Source organism: Curtobacterium sp. AB7 (assembly GCF_044909335.1).
In the GTDB taxonomy this organism is placed as follows: domain Bacteria; phylum Actinomycetota; class Actinomycetes; order Actinomycetales; family Microbacteriaceae; genus Curtobacterium.
Genome location: NZ_JBIYED010000005.1, coordinates 14,273 through 34,258 on the forward strand (window position 1 = coordinate 14,273; position 19,986 = coordinate 34,258).

General features: G+C 70.8%; 19 protein-coding genes. 8 read left to right on the top strand and 11 right to left on the bottom strand.

Annotation, left to right across the window (positions count from 1 at the left end):
• Nucleotides 1-132 precede the first annotated feature (132 nt).
• Nucleotides 133-1,194: a LacI family DNA-binding transcriptional regulator gene (locus ABH929_RS11785; RefSeq protein WP_123673542.1), complete on the top strand. Its 1,062-nt coding sequence runs from the start codon at nucleotides 133-135 to the stop codon at nucleotides 1,192-1,194.
• Nucleotides 1,195-1,265: 71 nt separating this feature from the next.
• Here ABH929_RS11785 and ABH929_RS11790 read toward each other — a convergent pair whose 3' ends face one another.
• The 4 genes from ABH929_RS11790 to ABH929_RS11805 are packed head-to-tail and all read right to left on the bottom strand — an operon-like array spanning nucleotide 1,266 to nucleotide 6,904.
• Nucleotides 1,266-3,674, bottom strand: coding sequence for a TIM-barrel domain-containing protein (locus ABH929_RS11790; protein WP_404561374.1), 2,409 nt, complete (start codon nucleotides 3,672-3,674; stop codon nucleotides 1,266-1,268).
• A 16-nt stretch (nucleotides 3,675-3,690) separates the two neighbouring features.
• Nucleotides 3,691-4,602, bottom strand: a complete 912-nt coding sequence (locus ABH929_RS11795; RefSeq protein ID WP_111086707.1) for a carbohydrate ABC transporter permease — start codon at nucleotides 4,600-4,602, stop codon at nucleotides 3,691-3,693.
• Entirely contained in the window at nucleotides 4,599-5,606 is a 1,008-nt protein-coding gene (locus ABH929_RS11800; RefSeq protein ID WP_404561375.1) for a carbohydrate ABC transporter permease, read from the bottom strand. Before ABH929_RS11800 ends, ABH929_RS11795 begins: the two co-directional genes overlap by 4 nt.
• A gap of 26 nt (nucleotides 5,607-5,632) precedes the next feature.
• The gene (locus tag ABH929_RS11805; protein WP_263091884.1) at nucleotides 5,633-6,904 is read right to left on the bottom strand and encodes an extracellular solute-binding protein; all 1,272 of its coding nucleotides are present in this window, start codon (nucleotides 6,902-6,904) and stop codon (nucleotides 5,633-5,635) included.
• 376 nt (nucleotides 6,905-7,280) lie between these two features.
• Between ABH929_RS11805 and ABH929_RS11810 the strand changes: the two genes are divergently transcribed.
• Entirely contained in the window at nucleotides 7,281-9,098 is a 1,818-nt protein-coding gene (locus ABH929_RS11810) for a BCCT family transporter (protein ID WP_404561376.1), read from the top strand.
• Between the two features lie 8 nt (nucleotides 9,099-9,106).
• Here the strand turns inward: ABH929_RS11810 and ABH929_RS11815 are convergent, their stop codons facing one another.
• Genes ABH929_RS11815 through ABH929_RS11825 form a run of 3 tightly spaced genes read right to left on the bottom strand, consistent with a single transcriptional unit; the run spans nucleotide 9,107 to nucleotide 10,570 of the window.
• The gene (locus ABH929_RS11815) at nucleotides 9,107-9,559 is read right to left on the bottom strand and encodes a GNAT family N-acetyltransferase (protein ID WP_404561377.1); all 453 of its coding nucleotides are present in this window, start codon (nucleotides 9,557-9,559) and stop codon (nucleotides 9,107-9,109) included.
• A gap of 16 nt (nucleotides 9,560-9,575) precedes the next feature.
• Nucleotides 9,576-10,019, bottom strand: coding sequence for a bleomycin resistance protein (locus tag ABH929_RS11820; protein ID WP_404561555.1), 444 nt, complete (start codon nucleotides 10,017-10,019; stop codon nucleotides 9,576-9,578).
• Between the two features lie 2 nt (nucleotides 10,020-10,021).
• Nucleotides 10,022-10,570, bottom strand: coding sequence for a hypothetical protein (locus tag ABH929_RS11825; protein WP_404561378.1), 549 nt, complete (start codon nucleotides 10,568-10,570; stop codon nucleotides 10,022-10,024).
• Nucleotides 10,571-10,677: 107 nt separating this feature from the next.
• Here ABH929_RS11825 and ABH929_RS11830 point away from each other — a divergent pair, with 107 nt between their 5' ends.
• Nucleotides 10,678-10,923 (top strand): hypothetical protein, encoded by a 246-nt coding sequence (locus ABH929_RS11830; RefSeq protein ID WP_404561379.1) that lies wholly within the window; start codon nucleotides 10,678-10,680, stop codon nucleotides 10,921-10,923.
• Between the two features lie 123 nt (nucleotides 10,924-11,046).
• Here the strand turns inward: ABH929_RS11830 and ABH929_RS11835 are convergent, their stop codons facing one another.
• Nucleotides 11,047-11,910: an SMP-30/gluconolactonase/LRE family protein gene (locus ABH929_RS11835; RefSeq protein WP_404561380.1), complete on the bottom strand. Its 864-nt coding sequence runs from the start codon at nucleotides 11,908-11,910 to the stop codon at nucleotides 11,047-11,049.
• A 58-nt stretch (nucleotides 11,911-11,968) separates the two neighbouring features.
• Between ABH929_RS11835 and ABH929_RS11840 the strand changes: the two genes are divergently transcribed.
• Complete coding sequence (locus ABH929_RS11840) at nucleotides 11,969-13,006, top strand: LLM class flavin-dependent oxidoreductase (RefSeq protein WP_404561381.1); 1,038 nt, start codon at nucleotides 11,969-11,971, stop codon at nucleotides 13,004-13,006.
• Nucleotides 13,007-13,094: 88 nt separating this feature from the next.
• Here ABH929_RS11840 and ABH929_RS11845 read toward each other — a convergent pair whose 3' ends face one another.
• Both ABH929_RS11845 and ABH929_RS11850 read right to left on the bottom strand, forming a co-directional pair.
• Nucleotides 13,095-14,309, bottom strand: a complete 1,215-nt coding sequence (locus tag ABH929_RS11845) for a hypothetical protein (RefSeq protein ID WP_404561382.1) — start codon at nucleotides 14,307-14,309, stop codon at nucleotides 13,095-13,097.
• A complete protein-coding gene (locus tag ABH929_RS11850; RefSeq protein ID WP_404561383.1) occupies nucleotides 14,306-15,172 on the bottom strand; it encodes an HAD-IIB family hydrolase in 867 nt (288 codons plus the stop codon). Before ABH929_RS11850 ends, ABH929_RS11845 begins: the two co-directional genes overlap by 4 nt.
• Before the next feature lie 135 nt (nucleotides 15,173-15,307).
• On the opposite strand from ABH929_RS11850, the gene ABH929_RS11855 reads away from it, so the two are divergent.
• From ABH929_RS11855 to ABH929_RS11865, 3 genes are all read left to right on the top strand, one after another.
• Nucleotides 15,308-15,904 (top strand): TetR/AcrR family transcriptional regulator, encoded by a 597-nt coding sequence (locus ABH929_RS11855; RefSeq protein ID WP_263091891.1) that lies wholly within the window; start codon nucleotides 15,308-15,310, stop codon nucleotides 15,902-15,904.
• A 77-nt stretch (nucleotides 15,905-15,981) separates the two neighbouring features.
• Nucleotides 15,982-16,767 (top strand): SDR family oxidoreductase, encoded by a 786-nt coding sequence (locus tag ABH929_RS11860; RefSeq protein WP_404561384.1) that lies wholly within the window; start codon nucleotides 15,982-15,984, stop codon nucleotides 16,765-16,767.
• Between the two features lie 28 nt (nucleotides 16,768-16,795).
• Nucleotides 16,796-17,563 (top strand): SDR family NAD(P)-dependent oxidoreductase, encoded by a 768-nt coding sequence (locus tag ABH929_RS11865; RefSeq protein WP_404561385.1) that lies wholly within the window; start codon nucleotides 16,796-16,798, stop codon nucleotides 17,561-17,563.
• A gap of 131 nt (nucleotides 17,564-17,694) precedes the next feature.
• Here ABH929_RS11865 and ABH929_RS11870 read toward each other — a convergent pair whose 3' ends face one another.
• The gene (locus ABH929_RS11870; RefSeq protein WP_404561386.1) at nucleotides 17,695-18,741 is read right to left on the bottom strand and encodes an alpha/beta hydrolase; all 1,047 of its coding nucleotides are present in this window, start codon (nucleotides 18,739-18,741) and stop codon (nucleotides 17,695-17,697) included.
• Between the two features lie 203 nt (nucleotides 18,742-18,944).
• On the opposite strand from ABH929_RS11870, the gene ABH929_RS11875 reads away from it, so the two are divergent.
• Nucleotides 18,945-19,940: a carboxypeptidase-like regulatory domain-containing protein gene (locus tag ABH929_RS11875; RefSeq protein ID WP_404561387.1), complete on the top strand. Its 996-nt coding sequence runs from the start codon at nucleotides 18,945-18,947 to the stop codon at nucleotides 19,938-19,940.
• Nucleotides 19,941-19,986 lie beyond the last annotated feature (46 nt).

Consider the following 19,986-nt stretch of genomic DNA (forward strand, 5'->3'; position numbering starts at 1 on the left):
GTGGACCGACCTTCCGGTGCGGACCGGCCCTTCGACCGGTTCGTGGTAGTTCACGCGATTGCGCTTGGTGCGACCATAGGGCCTGAAGGTGCGATTCCACCTGGCAATCAGCCTGCCCACTACGGTGATCGGATGGGCAAGGTCACGCTGCAGGACGTCGCCGTGCACGCCGGCGTCTCGATGAAGACCGTGTCCAACGTCGTGCGCGGCTACCAGCACGTCAGTCCGCCGATGCGCGACCGGGTGCAGGCCGCGATCGACGAGCTCGGGTACCGCCCGAACGTCTCCGGCCGGTCGCTCGCCACCGGCCGGTCGAACATGCTCGCGTTCGCGTTCCCCGACCTCCGGCGGCCGTACTTCGCCGAGCTCGCGCACGTGTTCTCCCGCGTCTGCGCGCAACGCGGGTACCAACTGCTGCTCGAGGAGACCCTCGGCGAGGCCGACGGCGAGCGCTCCGCTGTGCGCGGTCGCGAGGCCGGGGTGGTCGACGGCGTCGTCATCCACCCCCAGGTCCTGACCCCCGAGGCGATCGACCGGATCCGCGGGGACACCGCCGTGGTGTTCCTCGGCGAGGACGTCCGCCCCCAGTACTCCGACCAGGTGGTCATCGACAACGCGGCCGCGGCGGCGCAGGCCGTCGCGCACCTCGTCGCGCTCGGTCGCCGACGCATCGGCTTCTTCGGGCACGAGACCGGCCCGGAGTCCAGCACCTCTGGCGTGCGGCTCCACGGCTACCGGGCCGGGCTGGCAGCCGCCGGTCTGCCGGTCGACGACGCGCTCCTGGTCCCCCGCGAGGTCGGTGACGCCGCAGGTGCCGAGACCGCGTTCGGTCGGGCGCTCGATGCCGGGCTCCGGGTCGACGCACTGCTCTGCCGCGACGACCTCGCTGCCCTCGGGGTCCTGCGCGCGATGCGGTTGCGTGGGCTCGACGCTCCGCGGGACATCGCGGTGGTCGGGTGGGACGCGATGGGACTCGGTTCGAGCCTGGTGCCGAGCCTGACGTCGGTCGCGCCGGACACCGTCGCGCTGGCGGACACCGCCCTCGACCTGCTGCTCGAGCGGATGGACGGCTCGGAGGTACCGGGCCGGCTGGTCACGGTCGGGCACCGGCTGCTGGTGGGCGAGAGCGCGCCGTTCCCGGACGGCTCCGTCGACCGCGGGCAGGCGCAGGGCCAGGGCCGAGTCTCGGCCTGAGCGACACTCCTCGTGGCGGTCCGCCCGAGGAGTGTCGCCCAGCGCGAGTCTCGGGGCCGCTCCTCCGCGCATCAGCGCTCGCCCGGGTGCACGCTCCCCAGCAGCTCGACGACGACGGCACGCAGCGCCTCGGGCAGGTCGACGGTCCCGAGCTCGACGATCCGGTCGGCGCGCGGCAGGTCCTTCGACACTATCTCCCATGCGCTGAGCTTCTCGGCGTTCCCGGCCTGCGCACGCTCGAGGGCTCGCCGCACGGGCTCCCGGGCGTCGACGCCGACCACCGGCGGCCCGGACAACGTGACCGCCCCACCCGTGCTCGAGTCCACCGTCAGATCGACGGAGAACCGGTCCTCGGCGCGGGCCGACACGACCTGCCCGTCGGCGGGGGCGGCGAGGAACGTGATCCGCCAGTCGCGACGGGCCGGGACGACGTCGACCGCGCGCGTGGTGGCGTGCACGCGGAACTCGGCGAGCGCCGCGTCCCACGTCAGACGGGTCTCGGCACTGCGGCCGGTGTCGCCGGCGGGGTCCTCCTGGTCCTCGACCAGGGTGAACGACCCGGAGGCACCGGGGGCGACGAGGACCTCGAACGCGGTCGGGTTCGCGGTGGCGTCGAGTTCATCCTCGGTGGCGAGGGGCAGCAACCCGCCCGCGCGCAGCAGCACGGGCACGGTGTCGAGGGTGCGGTGCAGGTCGACGAACCGGTCGCCGGCGTACACGGTGCCGGTGAACACGTCGGTCCAGGTCCCCGGCGGCAACCAGGCCCGTGCGGTCCCGTGCAGGGTGACGGGGTCACGCGGTTCGACGATCGGGGCGACGAGCAGTTCGGACCCGAAGGCGTACGTGTTCGGCACCCGGTACGCCTCGTCGCGCCGTGATTCCAGGTGGTACAGCGGGCGGACGAGCGCGGTGCCCTCGGCGGTCCGGTGGTTCATGGTGTGCAGGTACGGCACCAGGCGGTGACGGAAGCGCAGGGCCTCCCCCATCGCGGTGCGTGCCTCGGCCGGGAACACCCACGGTTCCTTGCGGATGAACGGGTTGTTGGCGGAGTGCAGGCGCATGATCGGCGAGAACACCCCGAACTGCACCCAGCGCGTGGCGAGTTCGTCGTCGCGGACGCCGCGGGTGTGGCCGCCGATGTCGTGACTCCACCAGGGGTAGCCGATGTTCGCGGCGGTGGCGGTGAACTCGGGCTGGAACGCCAGCGACGCCCAGGACACGACGGCGTCGCCGGAGAACCCGACGGCGTACCGCTGGCTGCCGGGGCCGGCGTAGCGCGAGAAGGTCATCCCATGACCCCCGGAGCGCGCCGAGTCGAGCAGGTGGAAGTGGTTCAGTAGCCACAGCGGGTCGACGCCGGGCAGACCGCTCTCGCTGCCCTGCTGCCAGTCGATCCACCAGAAGTCGACGCCCTGCGCTTCGAGCGGTCGGTGCAGCTGGTCGAAGTACGCCTGCAGGAACCGTCGGTCGGTCGGTTCGAACGGGATCGGCTGCTCGGTCGCCGGGTCGATCCCCATCGCCGCGGCCGCCGCGGGGTAGGCGTCCTCGAACGCCCGGACGCCGTCGGCGGGGTGCAGGTTGAGCGTCGTGCGCATCCCCCGCCGGTGCAGTTCCGCCAGGAAGGCCTGGGGGTCGGGGAACAGCGAGGGCTCCCACGAGTAGCCCGTCCAGCCGTCGCCGAACTGCGGCGGAACGGAGTCGACGCGGTGCCAGTCCATGTCGATGACCGCGACCGAGAACGGCAGGCGTTCCTCGGCGAACCGGTCCACGAGTGCCAGGTACGAGGCGTCGCTGTACGGGTGGTAGCGGCTCCACCAGTTGCCGAGCGCCCACCGGGGCAGTCGTGTGGGGGCGCCGGACACCTGGCGGAAGGCGCGGAGGGCTGCGTCGAAGTCGCGGCCGTACGCGAACACCGTGACGTCGCGGCGGCCGGGGACGCGCGTGCCGATCCAGCCGTCGTCCTCGAACAGGAACGACTCGCTGTCGTCCAGCGCGGTGATGCCGTCGCGGGCCAGGATGCCGGGCTCGAGCGGCATCCTGCCGTCGACGTCGTCGAGGGTACGGCCGGTGCCGCCGAGGTCGCGGGGCTCCTGCCCCCAGCGCCAGCGGTTCGCGTCCGGGCCGATGGTCTCGACGACCAGGCCGCTCGGGCTGAACGGACGGCCGCCGTACCGGAGCCGGGCCCGGTCGGTCGTGATGACGACGCCACCAGCGACGCCGCCACCAGCGACGCCGCCGCCAGCGCCCTCGCCCGCGGTACCGACGCGCTCTACGGTGAACGCCGGCACCGGCAACCGCCGCCGGATCGCGAACGTCGAGGCGCGGTCCTCGAACCCGCCGTCGTCGCTCCACTCGATCCGGAACGCGCCGGCGTCGAGGACGATGATCCGCCAGTGCTCGCCGGTGACGACGGCTGCGGGGTCGGCGACCGGGTCGGATCCGGGGAACGGCCGGATGGTCGGGAGTGCGGTGGTGGTCATGGTCACGTCGTACCCCTCAGCTCTTGACCGCGCCCTGCGTCACGCCGCTGATGACCCAGCGCTGCGCGAACAGGTAGACGATGATCGTCGGCGCCATGGCCATCAGGTACGAGGCGAAGGCGACGTTGTAGTTCGTGCCGAACTGGCTCTGGAAGATGTTCTGCACCACGGGCAGCGTCTGCAGGGTCGGGTCGGCGGTGATGAGCGACGGCATCATGAAGTCGTTCCACGACGCCAGGAACGCGAAGATCCCGACGGTGGCGTTCATCGGTCCGAGCAGCGGCAGGATGATCCGCCAGAAGATCTGCCACGTGCTCGCGCCGTCGATGCGGGCGCTCTCCTCGAGCTCGACGGGGATCGACCGGAGGTACGCCGAGTAGAGCAGCACGCTGAACGACAGTTGGAACATGGCGTGCAGGATGCCGACGCCGATCGGGTTGTCGAGGCCCATCTGGGCGGTGAGCTTGATCTGCGGCAGTGCCACGACCGGGAACGGCAGGAACATCGCCGCCAGCAGGTAGACGAACGACCACCGGAAGAACCGTTTGTGCCAGTTCCGGACGATCGCGTACGAGGCGAACGAGCTGAGCAGCAGGGTCGCGACGACGGTGAGCGCTGCGACGCCGAGCGACACCGAGAACGAGACGGGGAAGCGCGTGAGCTCCCAGGCCGACGCGAACGAGCCGGGGTTGAACGGGAACGGCAGCGACAGGGCGTTGCCGTCGACGGACTGTTCGCTCGTCTTGAACGCCATCGCGACGGTGACGTACAGCGGGATGAGCACCGTCAACGCGGCGAGTCCGAGCACGACGGTCAGGGTCCAGTTCGTGCCGCCGAGGCGTCGCCGGTGCCCGCGGCCCGGTCGTCGCGCGTCGCCGGTGGTCACCGCGCGGGTGTCGGTGGGTGGGCGGGTGTCGATGGCGGTCATGCGAGTCGCAGGTTCCTTCCGCGGGTCGCCGCGAGCTGCAGCACGGAGATGAGGACGGTGATGATGAAGAACACGGTCGCGTTCGCCATCTGGTAGGCGTAGTCGCCCCCGGTGAAGCCGCCGAAGATGGTCATCGCGACGCTGCTCGTCGCGCTCCCCGGCCCGCCGTTCGTCAGGCCGACGATGACGTCGTAGGCGCCGAGGTAGCCCTTCACTCCGAGCACGGTGTTGATGACGATGAAGCCGCCGAGCAGCGGGAGCGTGATCGCGCGCAACTGCTTCCACCCGGTCGCGCCGTCGAGCGAGCTCGCTTCGTACAGCTCCTCGGGGATCGAGGTGAGCCCGGCGGTGTAGATGAGGAGGGCACCGGGCACGGTCTGCCAGGCGGAGACGATCACGATCGCGACCCAGGCCAGGTTCGGGTCGCCGAGGATGCTCTGCTCCAGCGGTCCGAACCCGACGCTCGTGGCCAGCGCGGGCACGGTGTTGGAGAACAGGAAGTTGAACACGTAGGCGACGATGATCCCGGAGATCACCATCGGGATCACGAAGATCGAGCGGAGGCCCGCGGCGAACCGGATCTTCTTCGCCAGAGCGATCGCCAGAGCCAGCGCGATGACCTGCGTGACGATCACGGTGACGACGGCGAACCCGAGGGTGAAGCCGTACGAGGCGAGGATCGCCGGGTCGGACACGAGCGCCCGGTAGTTCTCGAGCCCGAGGAAGTCCCACCGCCCGAAGCCGAGGTAGTCGGTGAAGCTGTAGAAGATGCCGACGCAGGCGGGTGCGACGACGAAGGCCGTGAACGCGATGAGGGCGGGCACGAGGAACAGGTAGTACATGCCCTCGGTCCGACGGAGGGAACCGGGGCGACGCGAACCGGCGGCGCGACGCGAATCGGCAGCGCGACGGGAACCGGCAGCGCGGTGCGTGCGGGCGGCCGCGGTGGCCGGCCCGGACGTCGCCGGGTCGGTGTCGCGGGAGAGTGGGGTCTGCATGGTCATGGTGGCTCCTGGAGTCCTGGTCCGGCTCAGACCGTCGCCGAACGGCCGGCGAGACGCCGCCAGTCCGAGTCGAGCCGCTGCAGCATCGAGGTGAAGTCCCCGCTCCGGATCGCCGACTGCAGGTAGTTGCCGAGCGGGATCGAGGTGGGGATGAAGGTGCCGGCGCCCTGGTAGAACGCGGCGTCGTCGACGTACTGCTGCAGGCCGGCGAGTCGCTCGTCCTGCTGCGGCGGCGCGTCCTTGGTCGGCGAGTACGCCAGGTTGTCGCGGTTGTACGCGTCGATGACCTCGGGCTGCATGAGGAACTCGACGAGCTCCTTCGCCTCGTCCGGGTGCTGCGACGCGGTCGGGATCCACAGGCCGAGGTCGATGTTCACCCGCGCCTGCCGGTCGCCGGGATCGTTCGACACCGGCAGTGCGAACGTGCCGACCTCGAGGTCCTTGTTCACCAGCGCGATCTGTCCGAGCGCCCACGGCCCCTGCAGGTACATCGCGGCCTCGCCCTTGCCGAACGCCAGGTTCCCGTCGGCGTAGGCACGGGTGGCGTGGTCGGGGTTGAAGAACGTCGAGATGGTCTTCGCGCGCTCCATCGGCACCGCGAAGTCCTTCTCGAACGACACCGCGGAGTCCGGGCCGACGTCGGTGCCGAGGGCCTTCATCTTCGTGAAGAACGAGCCGGTGTCGACCAGGCTGCCCACGGAGTAGTCGAACAGCCCCTGCCAGAGCGTCCAGGTGTCGCGGTCCGTCGCGTAGATCGGGGTGATGTCGGCCTTCCGGAGCGTCCGGCACACCTCGACGAACTCGTCCCACGTCGTCGGCACGGGCAGGTCGTGGTCGGCGAAGATCCGCTTGTTGTAGATGACCCCGGCGGCAGCGAGCGAGTACGGCAGCACACTCGTGCGGTCCTCGAACCTCGCGTACTGGTTCGTCAGGGTGTCGATGTCCGGTCGGACCCGGGCCGCCGAGGGCAGGTCGCCGAGGTCGCTCAGCACACCGCGGGAGATGTAGCGCGCGAGTTCCAGGTTGTCGTTGAAGCAGCCGACGTCGGCCGGCTCGCCGCGGACGAACTGCGGCGCGATCGCCGTCGTGCTGTCGTGCACCACGGACAGCCCGGAGTGCCCCTGCTCGAACCGCCGCAGGAGCGCATCGAAGTAGGCGATGACCTCCTGCTTCTGCTCGTAGAACCGCAGCGTCGTCGCACCCCCTGCCGCGGCGCGCGGTGCCGCGCACCCCGCGAGCGCCATCGTGCCGAGCGCGATCCCGCCGGCTGCTCCGGCGAGGAACCCCCGCCGGCTCACGGCCGCGCTGATCGTTCCGGTCCTGCTTCCCACCATCGGGCAACTCCCTCGTGCGCGTCGTCGCGCAGGTCCTGTTTACAGCGCTGTAAAACGGAAGTCAACGTTGTAATCGCACCTGACGGGGTACGCGCGCCCACGAGCGGACGGGAGGCGCGGGTCGCCCCCGCCCCGCGCCTCCCGTCCGCCGCTCGCCGGCCCGACCGCTTCGCGCACCGTGCGCACATCACCAACCGGTGCACCGTTGGTCGCTCCGTGCGCGCCTACGGCGCCGCACCGAGCACGCAACCCCGCACGGAACGGCCAAGGCTGCACGGTGCTCACCCGAACGACACGCCTGAGCGAACGCACAGAGCCGCCGCCAGGCACCATGGAGTGCATGCCAAGCACCACCTCCGCTCCCCCACCCGGCCCCCGCACGACGACCTCGGAGGTCCGGCGGTGGGTGTTCTGGCCCGCCGCCGTCCTCGTGCTCGGGTTCGTGGCGTTCACGCTCGTCTCGCCGTCGAGTGCCGAGGCGATGTTCGTCGGCCTGCAGGACGGCATCGTCCGGAACTTCAGCTGGTACTACGTGCTCATCGCGGCGTTCTTCGTCGGCTTCTCGGTGTTCGTCGGCTTCAGCAAGTTCGGCGACATCAAGCTCGGCAAGGACCAGGACGAACCGGAGTTCTCGACGGGCTCGTGGTTCTCGCTGCTCTTCGCCGCCGGCATGGGCATCGGCCTCGTCTTCTACGGCGTCTCGGAACCCCTCAGCCACTTCGCCTCGCCGCGCCCCGGCGTCACCGGTTCGGAGAGCGAGCTCGCGCAGCAGGCCCTCACCCAGACGTTCCTGCACTGGGGTCTCCACGCGTGGGCGATCTACGTGGTGCTCGGCCTCGCGCTCGCGTACGCCATCCACCGCCGGGGCCGCCCCGTCTCGATCCGCTGGGCTCTCGAGCCGCTGCTCGGCAACCGTGTCCGCGGCGGCTGGGGCAACCTCATCGACGTCCTCGCCCTGGTCGGCACCGTGTTCGGCGTCGCGACCTCGCTCGGCCTCGGGGTGATCCAGATCGGCGCCGGGCTCGAGAAGGCGGGCATCGCCGACAGCGGCATCGTCAGCCAGATCGTCATCATCGCCGCGATCACCGCCGTCACCATCGTCTCGCTCGTCACCGGGGTGGCGAAGGGCATGAAGATCCTGTCGAACTTCAACCTGCTGCTCGCCGCCGCGCTGCTGCTGTTCGTGCTCATCGTCGGTCCGACCCAGTTCCTGCTCCGCGACTTCGTGCAGTCGATCGGTTCGTACCTGCAGAACGTCGTCGGCCTGTCCTTCAACGTCACGGCGCAGCAGGGCGCCGAGGGCGAGGCCTGGCAGGGCGCGTGGACCACCTTCTACTGGGGCTGGTGGATGTCGTGGGCGCCGTTCGTCGGTGTCTTCATCGCGCGCATCTCGAAGGGCCGCACCGTGCGCCAGTTCGTCTTCGGCGTCCTGCTCGTGCCGACCGTGCTCACGTTCCTGTGGTTCGCGGTCCTCGGCGGTGCGGCGATCCACCGCGAGACCGACGGCTCCGGCGGCCTGGTCGGCTCGGACGGTTCCGTCGACGTCGAGGGCTCGCTCTTCACGTTGCTCGGCGATCTGCCCGCCGGCACCGTCCTGGTGTTCGGCGCGATCCTGCTCATCGGCGTGTTCTTCGTGACCTCGTCGGACTCCGGCGCCCTGGTCATGGCGATGATCGCGTCCGGCGGTGACATCGAGCCGAAGAACTGGCTGCGGGTGTTCTTCGCGTTCGTCTCCGCCCTGCTCGCGGTCGCACTGCTGCTGAGCGGCGGACTGGACGCCCTGAAGACCGCGGCGATCACGACGGCGTTGCCCTTCAGCGTCGTGCTGCTGCTCACCTGTTGGTCGACGATCATCGCCTTCACCCGCGAGCGGCGAGCGTACGACAGGGCCGAGCGCGAGGTCCTGCTCGAACATGTCGGCGCGTACTACGGGCTCGAGGTCGAGGGGCCGTCAGAGCGCGCGTCGCGGTCCGCGTTCGGTCGGCCGTGGGCAGCCGTCAAGAAGCGGGTGCGCGGCGGGTCAGTGGCGCACCCGGCTGCCACCGCCCTCGACGACTTCCCGATCCGGACGCAGACGGTCTCACCCGACCCCGCGGTCGACGCGAGCTTGGACGACGGGCCGGACACGGAGAGCGCGCTGCGCCCGACGGACGGATGACGACCGAGTCAGAGGTGCTTCTCCATGCAGTAGCTCGTCGGGTCGTCGGCGTACGGCCCGAACCGCGGGATCTGCCGGTACCCGAGCTTCTCGTACAGTGCGATCGCCGCGACCTGCGGCAAGCCCGTCTCCAGTTGCACCGTCGAGATGCCCCCGGCCAGCGCATGCGCTTCGAGCGCCTGGAGCAGGGATCGGCCGACCCCGAGTCCTCGAGCGTCGTCGGTGACGAACATCCGCTTGACCTCGCCGGAGCCGTCACGCCGATCGACGAGTGCCGCCGTACCGACGGCCACACCACCCTCGCGGGCGACGAACAGCGAGACCCCGTCGGCTTCGAGGGCGTCGACGTCGAGGCCGTGGTAGTTCTCGGCCGGGTACAGGGCCAAGGCGAAGGCGTCCCCTTGGCGGAGCAGGCTGAGGACGTCGTCGCTGCGAGGGCTCTCGATCTGGATGGAAGGCACGGCCGATTGTACGAGTTCAGTCGGCCGCTGGGCGGCGTCCCGCCGAGGACTGGAACCGCACCAGGTACCCGTCCGGGTCCTGCACGAGGAACTGGTCCACGCCGGCCTGCTCGCTCCCGACGTCGTACCACTTCGTCTCGGGCCGCATGAAGAGTTCGGTCCCGGCACGAAGCAGGGTGGCGGCGAGTGCGCGGCTGTCGGGCACGGTGACCTGGAAGTTCACGCCCCGGCCGAGCGGGCGCTCGAGCGGGCCGGTGATCCAGTTCCGACCGGCGCCCGCCTGTTCGAGCATGATGTGGGCAGTGCCGAGGGCGATGTACGCGAAGCGTTCCTCGGGCCGCGAGTAGCGGATCTCGAAGCCGCACAGGCCGCACCAGAACGCGAGGCTCCGGTCCAGGTCGGCGACGAGGAGTTCGGGGACGAGTGCGGGCTCGGGGACGAGTGCGGGCTCGGGCGGCATGCTCACCGGAACAGGTCGAGGTGCGGTGTCGCGCCGGGATCGGCCATCTGCGCCTCGGTCTCGCGTACCAGCTCGTCGACGCGAGCTCCCCACTTGCGCATGAAGACCACGCGGACGATGCCGATGACGGCCCACAACGCTGCGACGACCCCGCGCCCGAAGCCCGCCGGGTCTCCCTGCAAGACCTCCGGCACGGCGAGCGCGGCCCACAGGATGCCCAGGCTGATCCAGACCCACCCGGTGACCGCGCCCTGCGACGTCTGGCGGCGCAGGAAGCGCCTCCGGATCATGACCGGGACACCGGTCGGGTCGGCTCCACCGCGCAGCCACCGGTTCATCGCTCGGTACGAGCCGTAGCCGCCGAAGCGCGACCAGCTGCCCAGGATGAGCGCGAAGCCACCTGCAGCGAGGACGGCCACGACGACGAGGACCACCGTGAGGGACATGTCCGGGAAGTGAAGGACGACCAGCATCAGCCACAGCCCCACGAACACGGCAGGGGTGCCGAGGAGCTGCGCCCACCCGATGGCGTCGAGTTGTCTGATGCTCACCATTGCACTCTACGCACGCCCACTACCGCCGTCAGATGCCGGGACAGGAACACGTCGATGCGGCGTCGTGCGAGGATTCGTCGACCACATCGACGAAGGGCTCGATCATGACCACCGCGCGCACGTTCCACCTGATCAGCACGCTACTGCTGGCCGTCGGGTTCCTCGGGGCCGGCGCGCTGATGGCCGACGTCTACTACGGACCGGAGGGTGGCGGCGCCAACATCGGCCTCGGGCTCGTGATGCCACTGTGCCTCGGCTCCGGCGTGGTCGGCATCGCGATGGGGATCGCGGCCCTCGTGACGACTTGGCGGACCACCCGCGCCGCACGCTCGCGCCAGCCCGTCCGTTGATGCGGTGCCCGAAGAGCCTGGTGCGAGGTTGCACGCATGGTGCGGCCCTGATGCCTCGCACCATGCGTACAACCTCGCACCGAGCGGGCTCCCACCGCGATCAGCGGGCAGCCAGGCCTCCGGTCACCGACCCGGCACGGCCACCCGCACCGCACTGATCCGCCCCGCACGCGTCTGCGCCGTGGTCGCCGGGTCGTAGCTGTCCGCCGTCGCCAGGTAGAGCGTGCGGCCGTCCTCGCCCCCGAGCGCGCAGTCGATCGCACACAGCCCCGGGGCATCGATCCGGTCCGTGACCTCGCCGCCCTCGAGCACCCGGAGGAACTCTCCCGTGTCGACCGAGCAGACCCAAACGGCGCCGTCGCGGTCGACCGTGCTGCCGTCCGGCGTGACTCCCCCGGGCAGCGCTGCCCACTCGCGCCGTCCGGTCAGCGAACCATCGGGCTCGATGTCGAACGCGGTGAGCCGGCCGCCCCACGTCTCACTCACCACCAGGGTCCGGGTGCCGGGCAGGACGTTCGCGCTGTTCGGGAACACCAGCCCCTCGGCGGCGAGACGGAACGAGCCGTCCTGCTCGATCACCCAGAGCGGGCCGGGGCGGAGCTCCTCGCCGCCGTACAGGTCGTAGCCGAAGGCCCCGATGTAGGTCCGGCCGGTCGCGTCGTCGACGACGAGGTCGTTCAGGAGCGACGACTCCTCGCCGGACAGGTCGGCGAACACCGATGCCTCGCCGCGGTCGTCGACGGCGACGACCGTGCGGGATTCCATCGAGCTGACGATCAGTCGCCCGTCGGCGAGCCAGCCGAGCCCCGACGACTGGCCCTCGACCGTGGCCTCGAGACGCGGAGCCGCGGTCGAGGTCGGGTCCATCGAGAAGACCTCGCCGGTGTGCATGTCCGAGTACCAGAGCCGCCCGTCGTGCCAGCGGTTGCCCTCGGGGAAGCGGATGTCGGTGACGACGTCGGTCGCGGAGTCCAGAGTGATGTGCACGGGCCCCAGCCTGCCAGCCGCACCCCCGCGCCACCCGGTGGTCTGGCACGATCGACCCATGCCCCTCGACGGAACTCCCCTGGAACGGCTCGGCTTCCTGACGATCGGGTCGTTCGACCCCGCCCGGCCATCGCAGGGCCACGAGGACACGCTCCGGGTCATCGAGCGCGCGGAGGCGCTCGGCTTCGACAGCGCGTGGCTGCGCCACCGGCACCTGCAGCACGGCATCTCCTCCCCCGTCGCGGTGATGGCCGCCGCGTCGCAACGGACCTCGCGGATCGAGCTCGGTACCGCCGTCACGCCGATCGGCGCCGAGAACCCCTTCCGGCTCGCCGAGGACCTCGGCACCGTCGACGTGCTGCTGGGCGGACGCCTGAACCCCGGCTTCTCGGTCGGTACCCCGATGAACTTCGACCTCTACAAGGACGCGATCTACCCCGACACCGCCGAGCACGAGGACCTCGGCAACGACCGGCTCCTGCGCTTCCGTGACCTCGTGCGCGGAGACGCGGTGACCGGCACCGGGGCCGGCACCGTCGAACGCCGAGGGATCGAGGAGTTCGCGAGCACCGTCCAGCCCCACAGCGCCGGCCTCGCCGACCGCATCTGGTACGGCACCGGCAGCACGAAGTCGGCGGTCTGGGCCGGCGAGAACGGCTTCCACCTGCTGACGTCGAGCGTCACCCGCAGCGAGAACGGCACGGACTTCGCCACCAACCAGCGGGCCCAGATCGACGCCTACCTCGACGTCCACCCCGACCGCAGCGCTGCGCGCGTCTCGCAGGGGCTGGTCGTCATCCCGACCGACACGGCGACCCGCGAGCAGGAGGCCCGCTACCGCGCCTACGTCGAGAGCCGCTCGGGGCGCGTGGGCGTGCCGATGGGGCCCGCCGGGATGCTCTTCGCCGCCGACCTCGTGGGCACTTCGGCGGAGATCGCGGACCGGTTGCGCGCCGACGCCGGCTACCAGGCGGTCACCGAGGTCGCCTTCGCGCTGCCGTTCTCGTTCGAGCCGGACGACTACGCGCAGATCACCACGGACATCGCCGAGCACCTGGGACCGCAACTCGGCTGGGCGCCGCGACCGGCGGCCTGAGAACGGCGCCAGACCGCCGGACGGGAGGCACGTGGCCAGCTCGCGCCGTGCCTCCCGTCCGCCTCGGGGTCGCGCCCAGGGCGCGTGATCAGTCCTGCTGGTCCGCCTCCACCGCATCCTGCAACCGCTCGAGCACGTCCGGCACCGCCGAGCGCACCCGGCTCCAGCTCGGGATGAACGGCTTGTCGTCCGGGCGTGCGCTGAAGGCGCCGCCGGCGTCGAGGATCGCCTTGGTGAAGAGCTCGACGGCCGCTTCTTCGGCGTGCTGGTCGAAGCCGAGCCCGCTCATCTCGGCTTCGTGCCGGTAGACCTCGACGATGTCGAGGGCGTTCCGGTAGTACGTCGCCTTGAGCACGCGGAACGAGTCCGAGGTGAGCGGGACGCCCATCGTCGCGAGCTTCCGCAGCAGCGACTGCACGATGTCGTTGCCCATCCGTGCGAGTCCGCCGGTGCCGTCGGCCTCGGCGAGGGGCTGGTGCTTGTGGTCGTAGGCGTCGGCGATCTCCACCTGGCACACCTGCCGGGTCGCGTAGTCGCGGTAGACCTCGGACAGCATGCCGATCTCGAGGCCCCAGTCCCCCGGGATCTTCAGGCCGTTCAACACGTGCGCGCGCATCGCGAACTCGCCGGACAGCGGGTACCGGAAGCTGCTGAGGTACTCCAGGTACTCGGACTCGCCGTAGACCTGGCGGAGCGACCGGAGCAGCGGGCCGACGAGCAGCCGTCCGACGCGGCCGTTGATCCGGCCGCCGGCGACGCGGGCGTAGTAGCCCTTCGAGAACTCGTAGTCGAACGCCGGGTTCGCCACCGGGTAGAACAGCCGCGCGAGCATGCCCCGCTCGTACGTGGTGATGTCGCAGTCGTGCAGCGCAATGCACTCCGCCCGCTCCGACGCGAGCGCGTAACCCGTGCAGTACCAGACGTTCCGGCCCTTGCCCGGCTCCCCCGGTGCCAGCCCCTCGCGCTCCAGCTCGGCGTCGAGTTCCCGCAGGCGCGGCCCGTCGTTCCACAGGATGCGGTGCCGCTGCGGCAGCCGGGCGAAGAACTCCCGCGCGTGCTCGAACTGCGAGCGGTCAGCGCGGTCCAGCCCGATCACGATCTCGCTGAGCCAGTCGGCCTCGGCCAGCTCGTCGACGATCCGCGAGAGCGCCGGGCGCTCGAGCTCCGAGTACAGCGCCGGCAGGATCAGGCTCATCGGCCGCTTCTCGGCGAACCCGCGCAGGTCGTCCTCGATGCTCGCGGTGCTGCGGCGACCGAGGTCGTGGAACGTCGTGATGACGCCGTTCTGGTGGAAGTCGCTCATCGATGGCTCCTGAGGTGCTGTTCGCGGTGCTGTTCGAGGTGGTGTTCGAGGTGGTGTTCGAGGCCTTCGCTCCAGCCCTGCGGGCCGGGGGCGGTCGTGCGGTGGACGCGCTCGGGTCGGTCGTCGTCGAGGGGTCCGGGTGCCGGGCCGTGGCCGCGCACGACGACCGCCAGGTCGACGGCGTCGAGCAGCGCGGTGTCGTTCGGGCCGTCGCCGAGCCCGATCGTGCGGGGAGCGGTGCCGGTGCGGCGTTCGTGGTCGGCGACGAGCAGGCGGACCGCGGTGCCCTTGTCGCGCCCGGCGGGCAGCACGTGCCAGAAGCGGCCGCCGCGCACGAGGTCGAGGCCGGCCGCGGCGAGCGCCGCGCGGAACGCGCCCGCGCGGTCGTCGTCCTCGGCGTGCCAGAGCAGGACCTCGGAGGCTTCGCGCTGCCGAGCATCGCCGGCTGCTCCGAGGTCGAGTCCGGTCCACGCGGCGACGACCTCGTCGGTCTCGCCGCCGAAGGTCGCGAAGTGCAGGTCCAGGTCCGCTCGGGTGCGGTCGAGGTCTGCGCGGAGACGCTCGAGATCGGCGTTCGCGGGGCCGGCTCCGGCTCCGCCTCCGGCTCCGGCTCCGGTCATCACGTTGCCGTCCGGTCCGACGACGATCGCACCGTTCTCCGCGACGAACGCCTGCCCGTCCAGACCGGTCCGCCGCTGCAGGGCGGTGATCTCAGCCCGGGTCTTGCTGCTGCAGAACACCACGGGCACGCCGTCCGCGCGCAGGTGCTCGAGCATCGGCAGGGCAGCGTCGAACGAGTAGTCGTGGTGGTCGAGGAACGTCCCGTCGAGGTCCGTGACGACCATCAGGTCGGGTGGTGGCATCGTGCTCCGCTCGCGGCTGGCTGGGCTGCGGGCGACGATGCCCCGGACCACCCTGCCATGCGTGGGAGTCCGGTTGGTGAACAGCGCAACCCGTGACTTTCCACGCACATGTCGGAAAAGTCGTATGGTGGATGCGTGCAGAGTAGCGCTTCGGAACGAGCCACCGACCCCCGACCGGCACGGACGCGTGCCGCCATCGTGCGAGCGGTCGAGCGCCTCGTCGCGGAGCCGGCCGCGGAGATCTCGGTCAACGCGATCTCCCGGACCGCTGGCGTGAGCCGTAGCGCCTTCTACGCCCAGTTCGCGGATCTCGACGAGCTCGCCGTCTCGATGCTCGTCGACACGTTCCGCGACATCGGACTCGACGACCTCCGGGGCCGAGCCGACGCCGACATCGACCCGCGCACGCTGGCGACCGCGTCGACCCGACGGTTGATCGCACACATCGGTGCTCGGTCGGCCTTCTACCGGGCGTCCCTCGATTGGCGGCTCTCCGGACGCGTGCACGAGAGCGTCGTCGCTGCGTACGCGCAACAGGTCCTCGCCACGATGCAGACGCTCGACCACCCGGGCGTGCCCCGCGCGAACGCTGAGGACACCGCCCTGTTCATCGCCGGTGGTGCGATCGCGATGCTGACGGCCTGGCTCCGCGACGACGCTCCGGCTGGGCAGGACGCGATGGCCGAACGACTGGTCGCCGTCATGCCCGAGTGGCTGGTCGGCAGCGACTGACCCCTGACTTCTCCGCTGCCCGAGCGGAGCTCGCGCGCTCCCGCGCGCCGACGTCGACGATGACGAGAGGAACCACCATGAGCAGGACGTACGTGGTCACCGGAGCTGCCTCCGGGATCGGCAAGGCCACCGCAGAACGACTCGAAGCCGACGGGCACCGCGTGATCGGTGTCGACATCAAGGACGCGGACGTCGTCGCGGACCTCAGTACCGGCGAGGGCCGCACCGCGCTCGTGCACGAGGTCGAGCAGCGCTCCGGTGGCCGGGTCGACGGCGTGATCGCCGTCGCCGGGCTCGTCGCGGCGAGTCCCGTGACGGTCGGGGTCAACTACTTCGGCGCGACGGCCACGCTCGAGGGACTCCGCCCGCTCCTCGCCGGCTCCGACGCCCCGCGCGCCGTGGTCGTCGCGTCCCTCGCAGCCCTCGAAGAGGTCGACGAAGGCCTGTACGAGCGGCTCCTCGCGGACGACGAGCCAGGCGCACGACGGGAGGCCGAGCGCATCGGGACGGCGACGAACGCCGCAGGGTCGAGCGCCATCTACTCCACCACCAAGAAGGCGATCGCACAGTGGGTCCGCACCCACGCGAAGGACCCGGAGTGGGCCGGCGCCGGCATCGCACTGAACGCGATCGCGCCCGGGGTCATCGAGACGCCGATGACGGCCGCAGCGTTGCAGAGCGCCGAGGGCCGCGCCGCCCTCGACGCGGGAGCCCCGTCTCCCCTGAACGGTCCCGCCGCGCCGCCCGCCGCCCCGGCAGCACTCCTGGTGTGGCTCGCCAGCGCCGAGAACACACACGTCACCGGGCAGATCGTCTTCATCGACGGCGGCGCCGAGAGCATCCGACGCCCCGAACGCATCTGATCCCCACACCGAGAACATGAGACACGACATGGCACGACTCGACGACAAGGTCGCGATCATCACCGGCGCAGCGAGCGGCATGGGCCTCGCCGGCGCCCAGCTGTTCGCACGGGAGGGCGCGACGGTCATCATGACCGACGTCAGCGAAGCGGCACTGCAGCGGGAAGCGGCCTCGATCCGCGACGAGGGAGGTCATGCCACCGCGATCACGCTCGATGTCACGTCGCCGGAATCGTGGCACGGCGTCGTCGAACGGGTGGTCGCCGACCACGGACGCGTCGACGTGCTCGTCAACAACGCGGGTATCCACATCGCCAAGGGCATCCTCGAAGCCGAGCTCGACGACTGGAACACGGTCATGGCGGTGAACACCACCGGCGTGTGGCTCGGCATGAAGTCGGTCATCCCGCACATGCAGCGGCAGGGCGGCGGATCGATCGTCAACGTGTCGTCCATCGCCGCGATCGTCGGCGGCGTGTCCGACGCGGGCGGGGCGGCGTACTCCGCGTCGAAGGGTGCCGTCCGGTCGCTCACGAAACACGCCGCACAGTGGTTCGCAGGAGACGGTGTCCGCGTCAACTCGATCCACCCCGGCTCCGTCTACACAGGCCTCGCGGCCGCTGCGGGCATGACGAAGGAGACGATGGCCGAGCAGCTCGGCGGCGAGGTGCCCCTGCCGCCGCACGTCGGCGAACCGACCGACATCGGGTACGGCATGGTCTACCTCGCCTCCGACGAGGCGAAGTACGTCACCGGCGAGGAACTCGTCATCGACGGCGGTTGGACCACCCACTAGCCGGTGCCGAACGGACGCGGCCACGTGAGCGCGCTCCTGCGCGCGTGGACCGGGCCCGGGACGCGATCCGTGACGGACGGGAGGCCCGGTGCCAGCTGGCACCGGGCCTCCCGTCCCGCTCGTGGGGACGTCTACCGAGACGCGCCGTCCAGAGATCCGTCCTGACGACCGGCTGCGCGCTCGATCGGCGAAGGATCGCCGAGCAGTCGTCGGGTCCAGTCCGCGAGGGCAGCGGTCGCGGTCCTCGAGATCGCGGCGTCGGGCACCATGCTCGTGAACCCGTGGAAGGCACCGGGCCAGACGTGGAGCTCCGCGTCGACCCCCGCTGCCCAGAGGCGGCTGGCGAAGGCCACGTCCTCGTCACGGAAGACCTCGGCGCTGCCGCAGTCGATGTAGGTCTTCGGCAGAGCGGACAGGTCTGCCGCACGAGCCGGAGCGGCGTACTCGGAGACGTCCGGCGTCGCACGGCGCGGTCCGAGGTACGCGTCCCACGCGAAGCGGTTCATCTGGCGGTCCGCGACGCCGACACCGTCGATCTGCTGGGTCGAGACGGTGTCGTCACGGTCGTCGAGCATGGGCGACACGAGGATCTGCGCCATCAGGCTCGGACCCTGCCGGTCGCGTGCGAGCAGGGCCGTCCCCACGGCGAGTCCGCCGCCGGCGCTCTGCCCCGCGACGACGATCCGTGCCGGGTCGATGCCGAGCTCGTCGGCGTGCTCTGCGACCCAGACGAGACCGGCGTAGCAGTCCTCCACCGGGTACGGATCGGGGTACTCGGGTGCGAGGCGGTAGTCGACGCTGACGAGGACCACGTCGTGGTCGAGCAGCCAGTCGTCGAACGAGTCGAGGTTCCCGAGGTGGTGGCCGAACATCATGCCCCCGCCGTGGATCGAGTAGACGGCTGCGGTCGCACCGGTCGCACCGGTCGCACCGGTGCGCTCGGTGCGGTCGATGATCGCGAGGTCGATGGGGTCGCCGAGGTGCCCCGGCACGGTGACGGTCCGCCGCTGGTACCCGCGGGACCGCAGGCGCTCGTCGAGGACGTCCTCGGGCACGTCGAGCTGTCGCATACGGGGCAGCATCTCCGCGGTGAGGGTGAACGGGCCTCGGGCCTCGAGCGCCGTCAGGAAGGTCGCGAGTTCGGGGTCGAACGGCGGGCGGGCGATGGGGTCGGACACGGGCGCACTCCTTCGATGAAGAAGTGGCGACTCCCGTGAGACGCGTGTGCGGTCCAGCCTGCCGGAGCAGCGCGGGATTTTTTCCCTCTGCCTCCGACAGTAGCGCATGCGACGCTGCGCCTCGCGCTCAGGACAGTCCTTCCCCACCGCCCGCCCGACGCGTACAGTCCGCTGCACGGTACGGCTGGTGGACGGGGAACGCGATGCGACTGATCACGGGGACGACACTGGTCGTTGCGCTTGCCGCAGCCACGATGGTCGGCCTGGCGTCGCCAGCGGCCGCGGCCGGGTCGGGAACGATCGCCGTGCAGCTCGCAGCGCCGGACGGCACCGCGATCCGGCTGGCGGACGTCGAACTCGCGGCGATCGGCACCGACGCCGTCGTCGGGAACGCCACCACCGATGCCGACGGTACCGCGACGTTCACCGGCATCCCCGCCCCGGACACCGTCACGGTCACGGTCACGACGCGGCAACTCCCGCCACACGGAGCGGAGACCTACGCACCCGGACTCCGCTCGGACATCGCCATCCGCGGCGGTTCGACCGTCGCGGTCACCGTGCCGCTCGTGATCGGTGCCACCGTGCAGGGCGGTGTGGTCAGTCCGACGGGACCCGCCGCCGGGCGCCTGATGTACGCCTGGAACGAGGACACCTCGCAGGTGTTCCGAACGACCTCGGACAGCGCGGGCCAGTACCGGTTCGTCGGGTTGAGCACCGGGAAGTACCGCATCGAGGCGTACGCCAGCGGAACGGCGTCGCCCGCCGTGTGGAAGACCCGGGTGTACCAGCAGCGAGGGACCCTCCCCGCTTCGCGGGTGACGTTGTCGAGGCACTACGCACACAGTGACTACGACCTGGCCGTCTTCGCGGCCTCGGCGTCCCGCGGCCCGTCGGCGCAGCTGAGCGGCGCAAGCGTCATGGTGACGAACGCGACGACCGGCACGACATTCTCGACCCGGTTCTCGACGCTGCTCGACAGCGAACAGACGGCGCAGTTCCAGATCCCCTCCGGGCAGTACCTGGTGGAGCTCCGGACAGTGGCGACGACCACATCGCCGGCACGTGTGCTGTGGCTCGGCCGTCCGGGCGGCGTGTACCGGTACGTGGCCGACCGGGCGCAGGCCGTCCCGGTCACAGTCGTGTTCGGTGGGTTCAACGGCTGGGGTGGGGCGGTGCCGGAGGCGGCGTCGCGCTGAGTACCGCGGCTTCGCTGCGGGGTCCTCCTCGAGCCGGCAACGGACG

Excerpts from the sequence above, each read along its gene's own strand:
- ABH929_RS11865 (WP_404561385.1), top strand. The coding sequence starts at position 16,796 with ATGGCACGACTCGACGACAAGGTCGCGATCATCACCGGCGCAGCGAGC.
- ABH929_RS11845 (WP_404561382.1), bottom strand. The coding sequence starts at position 14,309 with ATGAGCGACTTCCACCAGAACGGCGTCATCACGACGTTCCACGACCTC.
- ABH929_RS11860 (WP_404561384.1), top strand. The coding sequence starts at position 15,982 with ATGAGCAGGACGTACGTGGTCACCGGAGCTGCCTCCGGGATCGGCAAG.
- ABH929_RS11850 (WP_404561383.1), bottom strand. The coding sequence starts at position 15,172 with ATGCCACCACCCGACCTGATGGTCGTCACGGACCTCGACGGGACGTTC.
- ABH929_RS11830 (WP_404561379.1), top strand. The coding sequence starts at position 10,678 with ATGACCACCGCGCGCACGTTCCACCTGATCAGCACGCTACTGCTGGCC.
- ABH929_RS11820 (WP_404561555.1), bottom strand. The coding sequence starts at position 10,019 with ATGCCGCCCGAGCCCGCACTCGTCCCCGAGCCCGCACTCGTCCCCGAA.
- ABH929_RS11785 (WP_123673542.1), top strand. The coding sequence starts at position 133 with ATGGGCAAGGTCACGCTGCAGGACGTCGCCGTGCACGCCGGCGTCTCG.
- ABH929_RS11800 (WP_404561375.1), bottom strand. The coding sequence starts at position 5,606 with ATGACCATGCAGACCCCACTCTCCCGCGACACCGACCCGGCGACGTCC.
- ABH929_RS11875 (WP_404561387.1), top strand. The coding sequence starts at position 18,945 with ATGCGACTGATCACGGGGACGACACTGGTCGTTGCGCTTGCCGCAGCC.
- ABH929_RS11810 (WP_404561376.1), top strand. The coding sequence starts at position 7,281 with ATGCCAAGCACCACCTCCGCTCCCCCACCCGGCCCCCGCACGACGACC.
- ABH929_RS11795 (WP_111086707.1), bottom strand. The coding sequence starts at position 4,602 with ATGACCGCCATCGACACCCGCCCACCCACCGACACCCGCGCGGTGACC.
- ABH929_RS11840 (WP_404561381.1), top strand. The coding sequence starts at position 11,969 with ATGCCCCTCGACGGAACTCCCCTGGAACGGCTCGGCTTCCTGACGATC.
- ABH929_RS11790 (WP_404561374.1), bottom strand. The coding sequence starts at position 3,674 with ATGACCACCACCGCACTCCCGACCATCCGGCCGTTCCCCGGATCCGAC.